The 19,350-nt window shown below is 68.5% G+C and carries 9 protein-coding genes; 4 read left to right on the top strand and 5 right to left on the bottom strand.

Annotated elements, in window-relative coordinates; all coding sequences use genetic code 11:
• The first annotated feature begins 52 nt into the window (after positions 1-52).
• Positions 53-529, top strand: a complete 477-nt coding sequence (bcp, locus tag ACPXB3_RS00295) for a thioredoxin-dependent thiol peroxidase (RefSeq protein ID WP_425725879.1) — start codon at positions 53-55, stop codon at positions 527-529.
• A 29-nt stretch (positions 530-558) separates the two neighbouring features.
• Positions 559-1,182, top strand: a complete 624-nt coding sequence (locus tag ACPXB3_RS00290) for a TetR family transcriptional regulator (protein ID WP_425725877.1) — start codon at positions 559-561, stop codon at positions 1,180-1,182.
• Between the two features lie 32 nt (positions 1,183-1,214).
• Here the strand turns inward: ACPXB3_RS00290 and ACPXB3_RS00285 are convergent, their stop codons facing one another.
• Together ACPXB3_RS00285 and ACPXB3_RS00280 are read right to left on the bottom strand one after the other, a co-directional pair.
• The gene (locus ACPXB3_RS00285; protein ID WP_425703040.1) at positions 1,215-1,610 is read right to left on the bottom strand and encodes a holo-ACP synthase; all 396 of its coding nucleotides are present in this window, start codon (positions 1,608-1,610) and stop codon (positions 1,215-1,217) included.
• Complete coding sequence (locus ACPXB3_RS00280) at positions 1,610-10,885, bottom strand: fatty acid synthase subunit beta domain-containing protein (protein WP_425725875.1); 9,276 nt, start codon at positions 10,883-10,885, stop codon at positions 1,610-1,612. Before ACPXB3_RS00280 ends, ACPXB3_RS00285 begins: the two co-directional genes overlap by 1 nt.
• Positions 10,886-11,356: 471 nt before the next feature.
• Between ACPXB3_RS00280 and ACPXB3_RS00275 the strand changes: the two genes are divergently transcribed.
• The gene (locus ACPXB3_RS00275; RefSeq protein ID WP_425725873.1) at positions 11,357-11,788 is read left to right on the top strand and encodes an HIT family protein; all 432 of its coding nucleotides are present in this window, start codon (positions 11,357-11,359) and stop codon (positions 11,786-11,788) included.
• On the top strand, positions 11,785-12,597 hold the full coding sequence (locus ACPXB3_RS00270) for an SIR2 family NAD-dependent protein deacylase (RefSeq protein ID WP_425703034.1): 813 nt from the start codon (positions 11,785-11,787) through the stop codon (positions 12,595-12,597). The genes ACPXB3_RS00275 and ACPXB3_RS00270 overlap by 4 nt, the downstream gene beginning before the upstream one ends.
• A 42-nt stretch (positions 12,598-12,639) precedes the next feature.
• Here the strand turns inward: ACPXB3_RS00270 and ACPXB3_RS00265 are convergent, their stop codons facing one another.
• The 3 genes from ACPXB3_RS00265 to ACPXB3_RS00255 form a co-directional block, all read right to left on the bottom strand.
• A complete protein-coding gene (locus ACPXB3_RS00265; protein WP_425725871.1) occupies positions 12,640-16,896 on the bottom strand; it encodes an AAA domain-containing protein in 4,257 nt (1,418 codons plus the stop codon).
• A gap of 39 nt (positions 16,897-16,935) precedes the next feature.
• The gene (locus tag ACPXB3_RS00260) at positions 16,936-17,265 is read right to left on the bottom strand and encodes a rhodanese-like domain-containing protein (RefSeq protein ID WP_425703030.1); all 330 of its coding nucleotides are present in this window, start codon (positions 17,263-17,265) and stop codon (positions 16,936-16,938) included.
• A gap of 140 nt (positions 17,266-17,405) precedes the next feature.
• On the bottom strand, positions 17,406-19,178 hold the full coding sequence (locus ACPXB3_RS00255) for a DEAD/DEAH box helicase (RefSeq protein ID WP_425703028.1): 1,773 nt from the start codon (positions 19,176-19,178) through the stop codon (positions 17,406-17,408).
• Positions 19,179-19,350 lie beyond the last annotated feature (172 nt).

The following is a 19,350-nucleotide window of genomic DNA, read 5'->3' as shown; positions in this document are numbered from 1 at the left end:
TTACGCCATGACCCGACCGTGAGCACCGCCCACATCGACTAACCTGGGCGTCATGTCAGCCACACAGCGTCTCCAGGTCGGTGACCCGGCACCCGCCTTCACGCTCCCCGACGCGGAAGGCAACCCGGTGTCCCTGGCCGACTACGCCGGCCGGAAGGTGATCGTCTACTTCTATCCGGCCGCCGCCACCCCCGGCTGCACCAAGGAGGCCTGCGACTTCCGGGACAATCTCGGCGAACTCGGCGACGCGGGCATCGACGTGATCGGGATCTCGCCCGACCCGTCGGCGAAGCTCGCAAAGTTCGCCGCAGCCGAGGGACTCACCTTTCCCCTGCTGAGTGATCCGGACAAGACCGTACTCGGCCGGTGGGGCGCCTTCGGTGAGAAGAAGCTCTACGGCAAGACCGTCACCGGCGTCATCCGATCGACATTTCTCGTCGACGAGACGGGGACGATCGCCCTCGCGCAATACAACGTCCGTGCCACCGGACACGTCGCGAAACTGCGGCGTGATCTGGCGCTGGACTGACCGGCCCGCGCCGATCGACAGCCCACACTATGACCCCCCAGCCCCTCGTCCCGCGCAAATTTCCCACGCAGGAACGTAGTAGGCGCAAGTTCTCCGCGATGCTCGCCGCTGCTCGGCAACTGCTCACCGAGGTCGGATTCGAGTCGTTGACGTGCGAGGAGATCGCTTCACGCGCAGAGGTTCCCATCGGAACGCTCTACCAGTACTTCGCCAACAAGTATGTGATCGTCTGCGAGCTCGACCGCCTCGACACCGTCGCCGTACGCGAAGAACTCACCGCTTTCGCCTCCGAGGTGCCCTCACTGGAGTGGCCGGTACTGCTCGAGAAGTTTCTCGATCACCTTGCGGCGCTGTGGCGTGACGATCCGTCGCGGCGTGCGGTGTGGTTGGCGGTTCAGTCCACACCGGCAACCCGGGCGACCGCCTCGCAGAACGAGCGCGTACTCGCCGAGCAGGTGTCGCGCCTGCTTGCCCCGCTGACGCCGTCGCAGCGCACCCGCCGCGACATGATGTCGCAGGTTCTGGTGCATACCGCATACTCCTTGCTGAGTTTCTCCGTCCAGGACGGCCACGACCACCCGGAGACGGTGAGCGAACTCAAACGCATGCTGGCCGGCTATCTGCTCCTCGAGGAGAGCACGAGCTCGGTGTGAGGACAGTCTGATCCGGCCGCCGCGGAACCGCGTCAGCCGTCGCCTTCCAGGATGGCCACCGCCGCGGCCGACGGCCCGTCATGCGTGAGCGAGATGTGCACCTGCGTGTCGCGAAGGTGCTCGGCGATCTCCCCGCCCAGCCGGATCGCGGGACGGCCCCAGTTGTCGGTGACCACCTCGATGTCGCTGTGCCGGATCAACGGGAGCAACGGCGACCGGGCGAACCGGCTCACCGACCACGCCTTGACGACGGCCTCCTTGGCCGCCCACCGCGCGGCGAGATGACGTGCGTCCGCTCCGGTCCCGGCGGCCGAGTCCCGACGCTCACCGACCGTGAACCGGTCGGTGAACGTCGTACCGGGCTGGGACAATTGTTCGGCGAATTCCGGGATCGACACCAGGTCGATCCCGACTCCCAACACCGCCATCAGATCGCTTCCGCGCGTCTCGGGTCCGAGACCGACTGTGCCGCATCACCGTAGGCGCCGGAGCCGTCCAGCCGCACCGACGGATCCAGTAGTACGCGGGCCTCGGCGTCGTGTTCGTCGCGCGACGCGTCGAATCGACGGTTGGACGGACGACGGTAGGCGGCTTCGCCACCGCACATGGCCTCGAGGAATCGGCGGCGGCCGTTGCGTTCCCGGTCGGCGGCGCGGCGGCGATAGTCGTCGCGTTCGGCCGGGTGCAGCGAAGCGATGAACGCCTCGGGATGGACGACGGCGATCAGACCCGACACGTGCCCGAATCCGAGGCTGGTCAGCAGCCCGGCCCTGAGCGGCAGTCGCTCCCCCGTCCGCAGCGTCTCGCGCGGCCAGACCAGATGCCGGTACTGCTTCATCTGCTCGTCGACGCAGTCGAGGCTCCGGTTCGGCGGGATCACGCCGGCCCGCAGCATCTGACATAGTCCGATCAGCTGGAAGGCCGCCGCACCACCCTTGGCGTGACCGGTCAGCGACTTCTGGGAGACGACGAACAGCGGAGCGCCTGCACTGCGCCCGATCGCGTCTGCCAGCCGCTCGTGCAGTTCGGATTCGTTGGGATCGTTTGCGCGGGTGGAGGTGTCGTGCTTGGAGATGATCGCGACGTCGTCGGCGGCCACACCCAGGGCACCCAGCGCATCGGCCAGCGGCGAGTCCAGGGCGCCGCGTGCGGCACCCAGCGCACCGAGCCCGGGGGCCGGAATGGAGGTGTGCACGCCGTCACCGAAGCTCTGCGCCCACGCCACCACGCCGAGGACCGGCAGTCCCATCTCCGCCGCGACATCGCCGCGGGCCAGCAGAACCGTTCCGCCGCCTTGGGATTCGACGAATCCGCCCCGCCTGCGGTCGTTGGCCCGCGAGTAGCGACGCTCGTCGATTCCGCGTGCGACCATCTTCGACGATTCCGCCGTCGCCGACATGTCGCCGAATCCGACGACGCCCTCGATACCGAGATCGTCGAAGCCGCCGGCCACCGCGAACTGCGCCTTGCCCAACCGGATCTTGTCGACGCCCTCCTCGACCGAGACCGCCGCGGTCGCACACGCGGCGACCGGATGGATCATCGCGCCGTAGCTGCCGACGTAGGACTGCACGACGTGGGCGGCAACGATATTGGGCAGAGCCTCCTGCAGGATGTCGTTGGCCTTGGCCTCACCGAGCAGGGTGTTGATGTAGAGCTCGCGCATCGAGGTCATCCCGCCCATACCGGTGCCCTGCGTGTTGGCCACCAGACCCGGGTGCACCCATCGCATCAGCTCGCTCGGGGTGAAGCCCGAGGAGAGGAACGCGTCGACGGTGGCGACCAGGTTCCACAGCGCGACGCGGTCGATCGACTCGGCCATGTCCGCCGAGACGCCCCAGCGGGTCGGGTCGAATCCGGTCGGGATCTGCCCGCCGACCGTGCGCGTCAGCTCGAATCGGCGCGGCACCCGGATCTCGGTGCCGGCCAGCCGGGTGACCTGCCAGTCGCCGGTCTCGGCGCCGGCCACGACCCGCGTACGTTCCGGATCGGCCGACGCGAACGCGCGGGCCTCGGCCTCCGAGGACACCGTGAAGGTCAGGTCCTCGTCGAGGAACACCGACGTCAGCAGCGGTGCGGTGCCCTCGACCATGGCGCCCTCGTCGGCGTAGCGACGGATGCCACATCGTTGCACCACCTCATCGTGGTACCGCTCGGCGATGTCGGCCTCGGGCACCGGGTCGCCGGTGGCGGTGTCATACCAGCCCGGCCGGGGCGCGGTGTCCCAGGTGATCAGTCCGGTATTCCAGGCGAGCTCCACAACGCCGGCAGCACTGAGCTTCTCGTCGACCTCCATCTCGAACCGCGTGCGCGCCGACCCATACGGGCCGAGCTCACCGGCTCCGACGATGACGACCAGGTCCTCCGGACGCGAGTCGATCCGCGGCCACGCCACCCTCGGCCCCTCGGCCGCGCGGGCCGGGGCGGGCAGCGCGGCGACGGTCAGGGGGCGGTCCTCCTCGACCACCTCGGTCTGCTCGGCCCCACCGGTCACCTCACCGGTGGCCTGCGCAGCGAGTGCCCTGAGATTGATCGACGGGTCGAGCCCGCCGGTGAAGTCGGCCGTCACCGCCGCCGCACGTGCGGCGGCTCGGGTGCCCGGGTCGCACAGGCCGAGCAGATTGGCGGCCATGTCGTCGGTGGTCCAGGTGCGCACCCCGGCGGCCTCGACCGCGGCGACCATGCCGTCGTTGTGACCCATCAACCCGGTGCCGGTGACCCAGCCGATCAGGGCATGCGCCAGGGTGGTCCGCGAACCCCAGGACTCCTCGGCCGCCCATCGGGTCACGAGTGCATCGAGTGCCGCCTTGCTCTCACCGTAGGCACCATCACCGCCGAACATGCCGCGGTTGGGCGAGCCCGGCAGCACCACGTGCAACCGTGCGGCGAGGTCGTAGTCGGCGCCGATCTCGGACAGACCGGCAATCAGCCGCTCCACCGACCAGAGCAGGACCTTCATCTCCAGTTCGGCACGCGCACCCGCGTCGGTGAGGTCACCGGCCACCCGCGGAGCGGCGAACGGGAACAGCAGCGTCGGTTTGAGCGCGGGCTTGACCACCGCGGTGGTGCCACCGAGGTTCTCGGTCTGTTCGCTGCCCACCCAATGCACGAGATCGTCGACGTCGGTGTAGGCGGCCATATTCGCCGGCGCCACCCACAGAGCTGCGTCGAAACGCGCATTCTCCCGGAAAAGCTTCGTGTAGAAGGCAAGTCGTTCGGAGTTCAGTCGCGAGGTGGTCGCCACCACGGTGGCGCCGCCGGCCAGCAGCGCGGCCACGACCGACGCGGCGATCGAGCCCTTGCTGGCCCCGGTCACCACCGCAACGTCGTCGGCCCACTGTCCACGTGCGGGTTCGCCGGCGATGCGGGCGATGGCCCCGAAAAGGCGCTCGTGTACCTGATTCCCGGAGGTCCGGGCCCGGTCGCGCCACCAGTCAGCCTGTGCCGCAACCGTATTACTCGCCCCGGCGAAGCGGCTGACGACCGTGTCCTGGTCGGCATCGAGCTCGGTGTCGGCGGTCAGCCAGATCCGCACGAGGTCCTCGCGTGCACCGGCCCAGCGATCGTCGATGAGCACGGCCTTGGCGGCGTCGAAGGCCGGTGCCACCGTCCGCACCCACTCCGGTCCCAGTTCGTCGCCGACCCGCGCGGCGAGCACGGCATCGGGGTCTTCGGTCTGCTCGGGTGCCGAGCTGTGCCCGGCCAGGCCAAGTTTCGAGAGCAGGGTGTAGGCGGCGGAGGCGAGCGCGCCGGAGCGTCCGGTGATCGCTTCGGTGAACTCACCCAGTGCGGCCGCGTCAACTGTTGCGCCGCCGCCGGATTCGGCGGCGGGCTTGGCCACGGCGATGCCTCGCGACTCGCCCACTGCGGCCACGGCGCGGTCGATCACGGTGTCGAGAGCCGCGGTGTCGGCAACGGTACCGTCGAGCAGATCGCCGAGGTCGCCGCCCCGGACGCTGGCACCCTCGCGGGTGCCCAGTGCGAGCGCGACCTGGGTGTGCAGGGCCCAGCCCGGGCCCAGTTGCCAGACGCCGGTGACGCGGTCGGTGAGGTAGGACTGCCGCTTGCCGGTCGGACCGATCACCTTGCGGATCTGGTCGCCGACCGCGTCGGTCAGCACCGCGCCGAGCGGCCGGTATCCGCGGGCGAGGCTTTCCACGGTGGATGCGAGGGCCGCCATGTCGGCTTCGGCGGCGCCGTCGATGGCGCCGAGCCCGAGCTCACCACCGATGTCGAGGAGCAGCTGATTACGCCGCGAGGACACCCCGTCGCACAGGGCCTCGATGGTGTCGGCAGCGCCGATCTGATCGGTGCGCATCTTGGTCCACAGCGCGATCACGGCCCTGACCGCGTCGGCCGGTCCGAACAGGATGTCGTCGGGACGCGGTCCGGCGGCGGCAGCGGGCACCGGCGTGACCGAAGCGGTTGCCGCCGTCACGGTTTCGGCAGCGACCGACTGATCCGGCGTGGTCGCGGCCGGCGCGTCGGCGTCCTCGGGTTCCGGTGCGGAGTCGCGGGCCAGGATGACCTCGGCGTCGCGTTCGAGGTTCACCACCTCGGTGGTGGTGCGCTGATAGCGGTCGAGTTTGAGGGTGTTGGTCGCCAGCCCCGCGAGGGTCGGCGCACCCTTGAGTCCGATCTCGACGAAGCGCTGCACACCGAGGCCGCCCCGCTCGGGTCCGGAGAACAGCAGGTCCTGGGTCTCGATCCAGCGCACCGGGCTGGCGAATTGCCAGGCCAGCAACTCGATGAGGATCACCCGGGCGAGTGCGGCCGGGCGTGCCGACCACGAATCCCATTCCGCGAGCACCGCGTTCAGCGGATCGGACGGGACCAGTGCGGCGATCTCGGCGACGAAGTCATGGCCGAGGTTGAACAATCGCGGAACGAGATTCGGGATGTAGTGACCGACCAGGATGGACGGATCGAACTCCGCGGGCAGCAGCGCCTCGAGCTTGCCACGGAACTCGGGCACCCCCGCACGCAATACCGTGGAGTGGAACGGCACGTCGATGCCCGGCACCAGGATGAACGAGCGCTTCCCGCCGAATTCGATACGGCGACGCTCGATCTCGTCCTCGAGTACCTGCAGGCCACCGACGGTGCCGGCGATCGCATACTGCGAGCCGAGCAGGTTCAGGTTGACGACCTCGAGGAACTCGCCGCAGTCGGCGCCGAGCTGCGCCACGAATTCGGTCACCTCGGCGTCGTCGAGGCCGAACTGGCTCGGCCGGATCGCGGCCATCCGATAGTCGCTGCGGCCCTCGCTGTCTCGGGGCACCAGGTGGTGCATGGCCTCGCCACGCTGAAACACGACTTCCAGGACCGCCTCGAGCGGCAGCACACCGGCACACGCGGCAAGCGCGTTGTACTCGCCGACCGAGTGACCGCAGGTGATCGCTCCCTCGACGAAGCCACCGTTCTCTTGGAGTTCGGCGATCTGCGCGACACCGAGAGTCGCCATCGCGACCTGGGTGAACTGGGTCAGGAACAGCACCCCGTCAGGGTGGTGATAGGTGCACCCGCCCGCGATCAGGGTCGTCGGATTGTCACGAACCACCGCGAGGATCGAAAAGCCCAGGGCGGCACGGGTGTGCGCGTCGGCGCGATCCCACACTTCACGCGCAGCCTTCGACCGTGAGCGGGCATCGAGGCCCATGCCCTTGCTCTGAATGCCCTGACCGGGGAAGGCGTACACGGTGCGCGGTGCAGCGAGCAGGCCGGTGGCGCTCATCACGAGGTGGTCACCGACCTTGGCGGTGACCTCGACGACCTCACGGCCGGCGTCCAGGCCGACGCGGTCGACCCGGACGGTGATGACGTCTCCCGTGCGAACCATGCCCAGATACCGTGCGGTCCAACCGGTCAGGGGACGCGGAGACGGGCTCGGATTCTTGGCATCGGTGGCGGTCACCACCTGCTGGGCCGCGGCCGAGAGCCACATCCCGTGCACGATCGGCTCGCCGAGGCCCGCGAGGCGCGCGGCGCAGAGGTCGGTGTGTATCGGGTTGCGGTCGCCGGAGACCGCGGCGAATCCGCTCATCCGCGCCGGGGCCGTGATGGTCGCGATGCGCAGCGTCTTGCGGGTCGCGCTCCCCTCGTCGACGATCGCGTCACCTGCGCGGACCGGGTCGGCCAGCTCGGTCGCTCCGAGGCGTCCGCGTATCGCGAAGCGCTCGGTCATCAGGGCAATCGGGGTATCACCGTCGCGAACGTCGACAGCTACCTCGACGACCCGGCCGACCTCGGTGTCGGTCACCGGACCGGTCGTCGCGGACACGGTCAGATCCGTTGCGACCGTGGGGATATCACCGACGATGTGCACGGCGTGGTCGAGGTGCACGAGATCGAGCAGGCCTTCGACGATCGGAAGTCCGTCGTCGGTGGTGGCGGCCCCGATGACACTGAACACGCTCGGCCAGCAGGCGCCGACCAACGTGTCGGGCACCGCGAAGCCGAACGGCTCGGCCGGTGTCGTGGGATGCAGGTGTGCGGGCAGCGAGTGGCCGGTCACGGCGGCGTGGTCGGCGACCGAATCCGGCGCCCAGGTCACAGTCGTCGTCGACATTGCGTCGGTGACATCGGCCAATGAGCCACCGGCAGCGACGGTGAGGATCTCACGCATCGCGGCGGCCGCGTCGTCGGCGAGCACCGATGGGTTGCCGCCGTCCCGAAGCGAGGTGTCCACCCGCAACGGGATCCGCACCGAGGCAGTCGAGATCGGAACGATGAGGTCGAAGCGCTCATCGGCGACCATTTCCAGGACCGAGCCGGTGGGCTCGTGCTCACAGCGGACTCCGGAGAGCACCGACCAACTGCCGCGATCTCCCAGTCGGGCAATCGGACTCGGAACCATCCGACCCGCCCAGCAGACGTCGTCGGCGTCGAGCACGCCGGCCAGCGGACCGGTGTCGGCGATCAGCCCCGCCTGTTTGCGCGAATCGATGACGCACGGCTGCGCACCGGCGGCGGTGAGGTCGGTGACGACGTGCGCCTCGAAGCGATCGAGGAGGTCGCCGACGGGCTCGTCGACGCGGGTGATGCCGGCAACGGCCACCGGACCGGGGATGATGCAGACCGCGTCGGCCGGGTATCGCGCGTCGTGTGCCTGCCACAGCGAGTCACTGCGCCACCATCGGCGCACGTCCTTGTCGATGACGGGCACGAAGTTCACCGGCTTGCCGGGGGTGCGGCACAGTTCCAGGAAGAACGTGACGTCGGCGGGGTGCAGCACGTCGACTGCGGCCTCGGGATAGGCGCCGAGGAGCGTTTCGATTGCGGCGTACGGGTCGTCGGTCGCGTCGATGCCGGCGAACATCGTGGGAATCCGGCCCGAGTCCTGCGCATTCATGCGAGCCTCGGCGCGGCGCAACATCTCGACGAACCGCTGCTGCCACGAGATGTCGGCCCAGGCGAGCCGATCGCCGTCGGCCGCACCCACCGCGAGGGTGATGTAGCGGTCCAGCCACTGCCGGTAGGTCATGTCGGCGACGTCGCCGAAGTATGGTTTGGCCGTGGGTGCCATCGCGGCGATGATCTCGTCGCGGCGCCGTGCGACCGCATCGGCGTCACCGGCCACCTCGTCGAGCAGTCGGCCGCACTGCGAGGCCGCGTTGTCGACCTCATGGATGTCGGCGCCGAGTTGGCTACGGCCCGAGGCCATTCCGGCGCTCGCGCGTCCTGCACCAATCCATTCGCCACAGCCCACGGTGTCCACCAGCAACTGCTTGACGCCGGGCGCGGTGGTGGCCTCCTTGGTGGCCATCGCCGCGGTGCCGATCAGGATACCGTCGAGCGGCATCAGCGGATGACCGTGCGTGGTGGCCCACGCGCCGGTGAGGTAGTCCCCGGCACGCTCGGGCGTACCGATACCACCACCCACGCAAACCACGACGTTCGAGCGGGCGCGCAGCTCGCCATAGGTGGCCAGCAGCAGGTCGTCGAGATCCTCCCACGAGTGATGCCCACCCGCGCGACCACCTTCGATCTGGACGATGACCGGGTGATGTGGCACCTCGGCCGCGATCCGGATCACCGATCGGATCTGGGCGACCGTGCCGGGTTTGAATGCGACGAAACGCAAACCGGCCTCGACCAACTCGTCGACGAGCGCGACGGCCTCGTCGAGTTCGGGAATGCCGGCCGAGACGATCACACCGTCGATCGGCGCACCCTGTGCGCGCGCCTTCTGCACGAGGCGCCGGCCGCCGAGCTGCAACTTCCACAGGTACGGATCGAGGAACAGCGCGTTGAACTGGGCCTGCCGCCCGGGCTCGAGTAGATCGGTGAGGGTGGCGATGTTGTCGGCGAGGATCTGCTCGGTGACCTGTCCACCACCGGCGAGCTCGGCCCAGTGACCGGCATTGGCAGCGGCGGCGACGATGGCCGGGTCGACCGTCGTCGGTGTCATCCCGGCCAGCAGCATCGGCGACCGCCCGGTCAATTTGGTGAACGCGGTCTGCACCACGCGCCGCCCGTCGGGTAGCTGCGCAAGGGTCGGCGCGAATTCGCGCCAGGGGCGGGCGACTTCGGGAATCCCCCCGGGGGTGAACAGGTTTCGCTGTCCGCCGCGCAGTGCGGCGGGCACGAGACCGATCCCCTGGCCACGCACGATAGGAGCGGTGAGACGGGTGGCGAGATCGCCGGGGCCGAAGTCCAGGATCCAGCGTGCCCCGCTGCCGGCTGCGGCCTCGACGGTGCTCACCCAGTCCACCGCGGCGACGAGGATGTCGTGGGCATGGCGCGTGGCGAGCTCGACATCGATGCCGCACGCGTGCGCCCACTGCCCGACCAGATCGACGGCACCGTCCATCGCCGGATGGTGGAAGGCGACACTGACCGCGAGATCGTCGAAGGTCGGATCGAAGGGAGCGCCTCCGGTGACCTTGCGCTTGCGTTCGTCGGCGGCGTCGGCGGCAACCTTCTCGCAGAGCGCGGCGAACGCCCGGAGGTGACGGGGGGCGCCGGAGAGCACCAGCGAGGTGCGGCTGTTGCGGATCGCGATGACCGGCGCGGTCGACTGTTCCGGGTCCGCGAGTTCGGCACGGTACTGCCGGAGCAGGGATTCGATCCGTTCTGGCCGCACTCCGGATACCGCGACCATCGGCGAACCGTCGGTGGTGGGGACCAGTCCCCGACGACGCGCGACGATGGTACCGGCAGCGCCGATCAGGTGTGCAACCGCCAGCAGCAGGCCCTGGCCGGACACCGCGCCGCCGTCGACCCCGACCGCGCCGGTGGCCAACGAGCCCTGCGAATGCCCGATGACCGACCGTGGGGTGATCTGCGCGGTATCGAGCCCCTGCTTCTTGAGCGATTCGAGTGCAGCGAGCTGGCTCATCAGGACGCCCGGACCAGAGAGCGTGAAGTCGGCCAGTTCGGCGTCGGTCGGAACAGACTCGCCGGCGTCGAACGCGTTTACCCAGGACATCGGGTGGAACCCGTCGGGCCGAGCGATAGTGATCTGCTCGGCGACCGGCTCCACGAGCCGCTCGGCGGCATCCACGATCGTCGCCACCCGATGTTCGAGGTCGGCGTCGACCACCAGCTCCGCCAGGGTCTGCAGCCACGCCGCGCCCTGACCTCCGAAACTGATCGCGTAGGGCTCGCCGGCGTCAAGGCGATCGATCAGTGCCTGCGTGGGCGCGTTGGCGTCCCTGGGGCGGGCGCGGTCTGCTCCGGAACGATGGTGATCGACGGTCACATGAACTCCTGTGGTTGTGTCCGGTTGTCGTACGACAGGTGATTGCGCCCGGCTGCGGGCACGCACGATCGAGACCGGCGCTCGGTGGAGCCGGCCCGAAATTGTGGTCGCATTGGTCATGAACACGTTGTCCGACAACGGCTTCGGCTCGGCGCGTTCGGCAGTAGGGCACCACCGACGTGTTCGTGGCACTCATCATGACACAGGAAAGTGAGTGATTCCTCATGTTCTGGCCCGGCGGCCCGGTATACCCGTGGGTAATCCGGCGGGTAACACAGGTGTGCACTCGGTCGGGTTTCATCCCGGCGCCGGTTGCGCCAGTTCACGGGGATTTCCGAGGACAAGATGCACACTCGGTACGACGTCCGCGATTCGTTATAGAACCGTTATGTGAGCTGGGACACGCCTACGGCGGTCTGACGAGCGCGAACCTTTCCGGTGTCCGATCTGGGGCACGTAGGGTGATCGGTCATGACCGACTGCGTCTTCTGTGACATCGTGGCCGGCGCGGCACCGGCCCGCGTGGTCTATTCCGACCCGCACGTGCTCGGCTTCCTCGACATCCGGCCCATCACCCGCGGGCACACCTTGATCGTTCCCCGCACCCACTCGTCCGGATTGTCCGACCTCGACCCGCAGACCGGCGCCGCGATGTTGTGGGGCGGCCAGGCGGTCGCCGCGGCGATGAAGGATTCCGACCTCTCCGCCGACGGCATCAATCTCGCGATCAACGACGGCCGGGCCGCCTTCCAGACCGTTTTCCACACCCATCTGCACGTGGTGCCGCGTACCGACGGAGATCGCCTGCGCTTTGTTCGTGGGCTGATCTTGCGCCGGGACCCCGACCCGGATTCGACAGCAGAGATCCTGCGTACCGCGCTGATGTCACGGGACGAGTCGTGAGTGTCGAGTCGTCGGCCATTCCTGCCGAGGTCACCGACATGGTCCGGGCCGCGGACTGGATAACCGTGTTCAGCGGTGCCGGTATGAGCGCCGAGAGCGGAATACCCACCTTCCGAGACGCCCGTACCGGACTCTGGGAGAACTTCGACCCGACCACGTTGGCGACACCCCAGGCGTGGAACGACGATCCCGCTCTCGTCTGGGGCTGGTACCAGTGGCGTGCCGGGCAGGTGCGGCGCCGGGAACCCAATGCCGGCCATCGTGCCCTTGGCCGGCTCGCCGGCGCGGGCGTGCCCACCGGCCACGATCCGCGAGCAGTGATGGTGGTGACGCAGAACGTCGACGACCTCCACGAACGTGCCGGCACACCGGTGACAAGTCACCTCCATGGAAGCCTCTTCACGCCACGGTGTTCGGCGTGCGGCCGGCCCCATGATCAGACAGATCCCGTCGACGTTCCCGACCCCGAGCAGACCGGCGAACTGCCGCGGGTCGCGCCGCCGGCGTGCCGGTACTGCGGCTGCGCGGTGCGGCCGGGTGTGGTGTGGTTCGGCGAACCACTTCCGGAGCGGGACTGGACTCGCGCCGACGCCGCCTTTCGCGCCACCGACCTCGTCCTGGTGGTGGGCACCAGCGGCATCGTCTATCCGGCCGCATCCCTTCCCGAGCGCGCGGCCACCGCAGGCATTCCGGTCATCGAAATCAATCCGGAGCCGTCGGCGCTCACGCCGCACGCCCGATATCGGATCGCCGCCGGCGCCGCGGTGGCCCTACCCGCGCTCGTCGGGGCGGTGACCGGGAATCGGTAGACATCACTCTCGGGTTCCGAGCGAGAGGTGTCTGCCGATTTGCTAGTCGGCCGCGCTGAGGTCCACCGGCTCCCACGCAACGCTCGCCGAACCGGCTGCGTCGCGCGGGCCGACCGATCCGGGCTTCACACCACGGCGGTCCAGCGCCTCGGTCAACGGCGCCAGCGCGGCGTCGGGGTCGAGCTCGAACTCCGATTCGCGCACCCGCCAGAATTCCCAGCCACAGCGCCGAAGTTCACGTTCACGTTCCATGTCCGAGCGGGCCTGGGCGCCGGTGGTCATGAATTCATCTCCGTCACATTCCACTGCCAGACGCCCGTCGGCGCCGGTGACCATGAGATCGATGGACCGGTTGTTGACGACGACCTTGGGGGTGACGTGATACCCACGGGCGGCAAGCCAATTGAAGATCCGCTGCTCGAAGAGGCTCTCGAATGGCGCGACGCGGCGGTCGTCGGGAACGTCGGCGGGCATCGGGCCGACCGCGGGGCCCACGTTGGCCTGCATGTAGCCCAACAGCGAACGTCGCAGGTCGACGGGAGCGAGATCGGCGAGGTCGATCGAATGGAACAGCCACATCTGGTCCATCGCCCGTGATGCCGCAACATTGATGCGGCGCTGGGATTCCGCGCGGGTGAGCGCGGCGATCGCGGTGGGATCCGAGACCACCATCGACAGGAGGATCACCCGTCGCTCATCACCCTGGAAGTCGGGTGGCGTCCCCACCCGGATTCGTCGCGATCGCCAGGTCTCGTCGTCGATCTGCTCCCGCAGGGCGGCGGTGAGCAGCTCGACCTGCTTGATCCCCTGCAGCGCGATGACACCGAAATCCATTCCCGCGTAGGCGCTGTCGGACAGGCAATTCACGAGCGCCGACACCAACTCGTCCACTTCGGCCGCATTGACCACCGAATTGCCCTGCCCCGTCGCGGTTCCGGATACCCGCACGGTACGCAGTGGATCGAGAATGTCGGCGCCGTGCTGACGAACCGGGACGAGCGGGGCGTCGGCGTAGAACTGGGCCGAGGAGAATCCGATGATCTCCGGCATCGAACGGAACTGCTCACGCAAACGGATAACGTGCCCGAATCTGCTGCGCAGCAACGAGAACAGGCTCGAACGCGGAGTGAGGCCGTCGCGCAGATAGTGGGGCAGGTCGGGCAGTCGTGCATCGAGGGCGGCAAATGCGTCGTCGAGTGTGGTGCCCGCCAGCCCGTTGGGCGCGCACTGCCGGTCGTCGCCGACGACGATCACCCGTGGGGCGAGCCAGAGCAGGAACACGCTTGTGATGTCGGATTGGCTTGCCTCGTCGACGATCACCACGTCGAAGGAATTCGGTGTCGGCGGAACCATTTCCACCACTTGAGACATCGGCATCACCCACGCGGGTACGGCGCCGACGGCCTCGGTCATCGCCTCGCGCGCTGCGGCGCGGAAGCGGTTCGCATGCTTACCCGAACCCTTGCCCAGATTGATGATGTGGTCGCGGTAGGACTGGAGCGCCTGCACCTGGCCGACGGTGACCCGTGACAGGCACGCCGCCCACGCGCGTGCCGCGGCCAGTTGGGTGGTCAGCTGAGCGATGTCGGCCTCGGCCTCATCGAGTGCCGACGACCACCGGTGCTCCCCGTGCGGGTCGCTGCGCTCCGACGCCCACGTACGTGCGCGCCGCCAGGCCCAGGCGTCGACGACCCGGCGCAACCGCGCGTCCCACGCCCCATCGTCGGCTGTGGCCTCCAGCACCTCGGCGAAATCCGGTGCCCTGCTTCGCAAGCGCAGCATCAGCAGGTCGAGAGCGGTCTGGTCCTCCCACTCGGAATGGGCGCGCGATGCCGCTCGGCGCGCGGTTCGGATGGCTTCGGCATCGGCATTCGCCAGCGCCGACACCAGCGCGTCACCTTCCGGTGAGGGACCCTTCTCCAGTTGCTCGGCCAGCCGGTAGGCGCGATCGGCGAGCTCTTCCTCCGCCAGCAACGCGTCGTTGGCTGCGGCGATGGCGCCCGCCTCGCGGGCGACCTCGGCTGCTCTGGCGACGCTATGTGGCCGCGGGCCGCCGGGGCTGATCGCCTCCAACTCCCGGACGAGTTCGTCGCGCGCGGAGAGCAGCGCCGAGATGCAGCCCAACTGCCCGTCGAGCAGGACCAGTCGATTCAGTTGGGACGAGCGCGATCCCGACGTGTCGACGGGGACGTGGAGATCGGCGAGCACGCGCTGTACGTGATGCACGGCGTCGAACACGGCGAGGTGATCGGCAACTGCTTGCAGCGATCGCTCGTCGGTCGCAGCCCGTCCGTCGACGGTGGCCACCACCCCCGACTCCTCGACTGCGCGCTGCTCGTCGGATCGGCGCAACCGGCCGCGCCAGCGGCCGCCGGACCGCAGGTATGCCGCCGCCGCGGCGAACAGCTCGCCGTCTCCGGGCCGGACGCCGTCGACGGTGACGGCGCGGGCGCCCAGATCCCGATCGCGTCGAGCGGCATCGGCGATGACCGGCGAGAGACCGATCACCCGCGACCACAGATGCGCGGCCTGTCCGGCGAGTAGCCGATCTGCCATGTCCACCATGGTCGCCGGGAAGTCGCCGACCTCGGCTGCCGCGACGCCGAGTCGATCACAGATCTCTTTGACATGCAGCAGACGGACGCTGTCGGTGTCGGCGAGGATCGACATCAGCGAACCGCTGCCGACCATCGGCTCGACCGGTCGCCCGGCGATCCGCACGCATATCTGATCCATCGTGGCCGGGTCGGGTAGATGGGCATCGAGGTCGACGAACCGCTGCGACAGACGCGGCGTCTGCTCGCGGGTGGTGCGCAACAGGCCGAGCAGGCGGCCGAACTCACCGGTGTCGAGTGGGGGCAATGCGCCGTCGATCGGTCCGGGCAACCAGTCGAAGAGGTCGGCGTCGGCGTTGCACGCACGCACGATCTGGGCGGCGGTGCCCTGATAGTCGCCGGCCACCCATTCGTGGATCTCGGTCTCCGAGCGGCGTAACTCCCACAGCGCGCGAAGCGCGCGCTCGCGACGATCGATTGCTTGCTCGCGTCGCGCCACGAGGTCGTCGATCTCGGCACGACCGACGCTCTCGGTGTAGGTCGCCTTGCGTTCACCGATCTCGGCCACGCCCGACACCATGGACTCGAAGTGATCGCCGGTGATGTCGGCCGTCGAGACGGTCAGTGACCGCAACTCGGGCGGCAAGATGTCGCGCAGCACCGTCAGGGCGCCGGCCTTCTCACTCGTCACCAGGACACGCTGGCCCTTGGCAAGAAGTGCGGCAACGACATTCGCGATCGTCTGGGTTTTGCCGGTGCCCGGTGGTCCCTCGACCACGACGCCGGTATCGGCGCCGAGACGGGCCAGCACATCGCGCTGTTCGACGTTGGAGGGCAACGGGTAGAGAGCGTCGGCGACCAGTTCGTCGGCGGCGATCGCCCCCGACGAGGACAGCGCCTCGATCCGTTCGGTCGCCTCGACCGGCGCCACGAGCTGGGCCAAACCGATCGGTACGTCTTCGTCGGACAACTCGCGCAGGCGGTCGCCGATGGCATCGTAGAAGTCGGCCAACGCCGTCGTCGTCCGTGCACGCAGCACCAATGCGGCTGCCGATGCGTCCACCGACATGTGGACGCGCTCGGGGTCGGCATCCACCCGCGCCAGCCACTCGTCGACGAGCTCGGCGGTCTTCGGGGCGATCACACTGGGCAGCGCCTCGAACCTCGACCGGAATCTGACGGTGGGCGACAGATCGATCCCATCGACGCTCGCGAGGAGACGACTGTCTTGTGTGATCGGTGCCGAGCCGGCCCCCAATCCGACACGGATCGTCCCGGTGTCGGGATCGCGTCGGGCGAGGACCTCTTGGATCAGCAAATGGTCGTGTACCAGCGCAGCGCCGGACCCCCCGGCGTCGCCGTCGGTGGAAGTGACGGTCAGCAAGCCGCTCGCCAGGACCAGCTCACGGGTCTCGGGGTGGCTGTGCGACTCCCCGACCATCGCCGACAGCTCGTCGAAGCCAGGAGCTCCGGGCTCGAGTTCGATGACGGTCTGCCCGGCTACCGCGACCGGCCGTACGGCGACGGTCGTGGAACGGCCGACGTCGAGCCGGGCAGGGTGCGCGTCGAGATGACGGGTGGAACGCTCTCGCGAGGCGAGGAGATCGGAAAGGAATCCGAGTAGGCGCACCACCTGGTCGCGACATTCTTCGCGACTGTCCTCCGCGGTCATCAGCCCGGCTTCCTCCTGCGCAGATCCCCCGACCCGGCCGGATGACACCGGCGCTCGGTCGGGCTGACCCATCACGCTATCAAGTCGCCGCCGCCGGGGCAGGCGCCGCGATCACGACGTGGTGCGGCGCAGTGCGCGGAAACCGCCGTCGACGTAGCGCACCTTGGTGTAGCCGAGGTCGGCGATCTGTTCGGCGATGCGAGGCGCCTGCGAGGAGACGGACACGACGTTGATCTCGGTGTCGCGGTCGCCGATGACCGGGAACGCTCCCGACGCCGTGGGCGCCAACCGCGCTCTGACCTCGGTCGGATCGACGACGACCGCGCCGGGCAGACTGCCCTGGTGACGCATCACCTGTGGTCGCGCATCGACGACGACGGCTTCGCCCTCGCGGGTATGAGACAAGGCTTCGGCTGCTGAGATCGAATTCACCATTGACACCGGTGATTGCTCCTGAAGTTGCTGGACGGCTACGTGCACTGGGTTGATCGTTCCACCCGCCAACAAGGTTACGGAATAATCTCGAAACGACAAATATTGTCACACGCGACGCATGACTTGATGCCGCGATGCGGGGCCGGTCAGTTGCGTCCCCGGCCGGCGACATGGCGAGAACCGCGTTTGCCCCACCCCTCGCCTCGCGAGTTGTGTCCATCGCGACCGCGCTGGCTCTGGCCGTCACGTTTGTTGCCTCCGCGGGTACGCGGCGCACCCATGTCGCGGCGCAGGTCGATCGCGTTCTTACCGATCCGGGTGTTGCGGAGCCGTTCGAGGGTCTCACGATCGAGGTCCTCGGGGAGTTCGACGAGCGAGAAGTCGTCGCGGATGCTGATGTTGCCGAAGTCGCCCCGGCTCAGTCCGCCCTCGTTGGCGATCGCACCGACGATCGCGCCCGGCGACACCTTGTGCCTGCGCCCCACCGCGATCCGATACGTGGCAAAGGAGCCCCCGCCCTTGCGGGGGGCGCGCTCGGTGCGTTCCCGGCGTGCCGAACGCTCGTTCGCGGGCGGATCGGGAGCCATGAGAAACCCGCCGTCACGGGTCTCGAGCGCGAGCGCGGCCGCGATGTCGGCCATCGCGACATCCTTGTCACGCGCGTAGTCCTCGACGAGTTTGCGGAACACGTCGAGGTTGTCGGAGTTGAGGTTCTCGGTGATCGAATCGGCGAACCTGGCCACGCGTTGTGCATTGACGTCCTCGACCGACGGCAGCGCGATCTCGGTGAGCGGCTGACGGGTGGCTCGTTCGATCGCCCGGAGCAGATGGCGCTCGCGCGGCGAGACGAACAACAGTGCATTTCCGGACCGCCCGGCACGACCGGTACGACCGATGCGGTGTACATACGACTCGGTGTCGTGCGGGATGTCGTAGTTGATCACGTGCGAGATGCGATCGACATCGAGCCCACGCGCAGCGACGTCGGTGGCGACGAGGATGTCGATACCACCGTCCTTGAGCTGGTTGATGGTCCGCTCACGCTGCGTCTGGACCATGTCGCCGTTGATCGCGACCGCCGAGAATCCGCGCGACCGCAACCGTTCGGCGAGTTCCTCGGTGGCCTGCTTGGTCCGGACGAACACGATCATCGCGTCAAAGGTCTCGACCTCCAGGAACCGCGTCAGCGCATCGAGCTTGCGCTGATGCGATACCTGCAGGTAGCGCTGGGTGATGTTCTGGGCGGTCGCGGTCTTGGCCTTGACCGTGATTTCCTGCGGGTCGTGCAGATACCGCTGCGCCAGGCGCCGGATCGCGCTGGGCATCGTCGCCGAGAACAGCGCGACCTGCTTGGAGTCGGGCGTCTCGGCCAGAATGCGTTCGACGTCCTCGGCGAAGCCCATGGTCAGCATCTCGTCGGCCTCGTCGAGTACGAGGTATTCGAGCTGGGAGATATCGAGCGTGCCCTTGTCGAGGTGGTCGATGACGCGACCCGGGGTACCGACGATCACCTGCGCTCCGCGTCGCAGCCCCGAAAGCTGCACGCCGTAGCTCTGGCCGCCGTAGATGGGCAACACCCGGACGTCGGGCATGTGCGCGGAATAGCGCCCGAATGCCTCGGCGACCTGCAGGGCGAGCTCTCGGGTCGGCGCGAGGATCAGCGCCTGCGGGCGGCGCACCGACGGGTCGAGACGCGACAGGATCGGGATGGCGAAGGCCGCGGTCTTGCCGGTGCCCGTCTGCGCCAGTCCGACGACGTCACGGCCGGCCATGAGTGGTGGAATGGTGGCCGCCTGGATCGGCGAGGGCGTTTCATAGCCGACCTCGGCGATCGCACTGCGTACGCGGCCGTCGATGTCGAGGTCGTCGAAGGTGATCGCGGAGGCGTTCGGGCCGTCGGTGGCTGGGGTTTCGGTCATGTGCTCGCTATTCCGTTCATCACGTCAACTGTAATGCGCCGGACCCGTCAAGTCCGCATCCAACGAGCATCGAGCATCGTCGTAGGGTCACCACGAATGGCGCCCGGCTCAGGCGAACGCGTGTGTGATGTCCCTCTCATTGCTGCTGGTACCCTCGATTCGGGCTTCAGTC

This window comes from Gordonia sp. DT219, from assembly GCF_049847065.1.
Lineage (GTDB): Bacteria > Actinomycetota > Actinomycetes > Mycobacteriales > Mycobacteriaceae > Gordonia.
This window is presented reverse-complemented; position numbering and strand designations above follow the sequence as displayed.

Excerpts from the sequence above, each read along its gene's own strand:
- bcp (WP_425725879.1), top strand. The coding sequence starts at position 53 with ATGTCAGCCACACAGCGTCTCCAGGTCGGTGACCCGGCACCCGCCTTC.
- ACPXB3_RS00290 (WP_425725877.1), top strand. The coding sequence starts at position 559 with ATGACCCCCCAGCCCCTCGTCCCGCGCAAATTTCCCACGCAGGAACGT.
- ACPXB3_RS00285 (WP_425703040.1), bottom strand. The coding sequence starts at position 1,610 with ATGGCGGTGTTGGGAGTCGGGATCGACCTGGTGTCGATCCCGGAATTC.
- ACPXB3_RS00275 (WP_425725873.1), top strand. The coding sequence starts at position 11,357 with ATGACCGACTGCGTCTTCTGTGACATCGTGGCCGGCGCGGCACCGGCC.
- ACPXB3_RS00265 (WP_425725871.1), bottom strand. The coding sequence starts at position 16,896 with ATGGGTCAGCCCGACCGAGCGCCGGTGTCATCCGGCCGGGTCGGGGGA.
- ACPXB3_RS00255 (WP_425703028.1), bottom strand. The coding sequence starts at position 19,178 with ATGACCGAAACCCCAGCCACCGACGGCCCGAACGCCTCCGCGATCACC.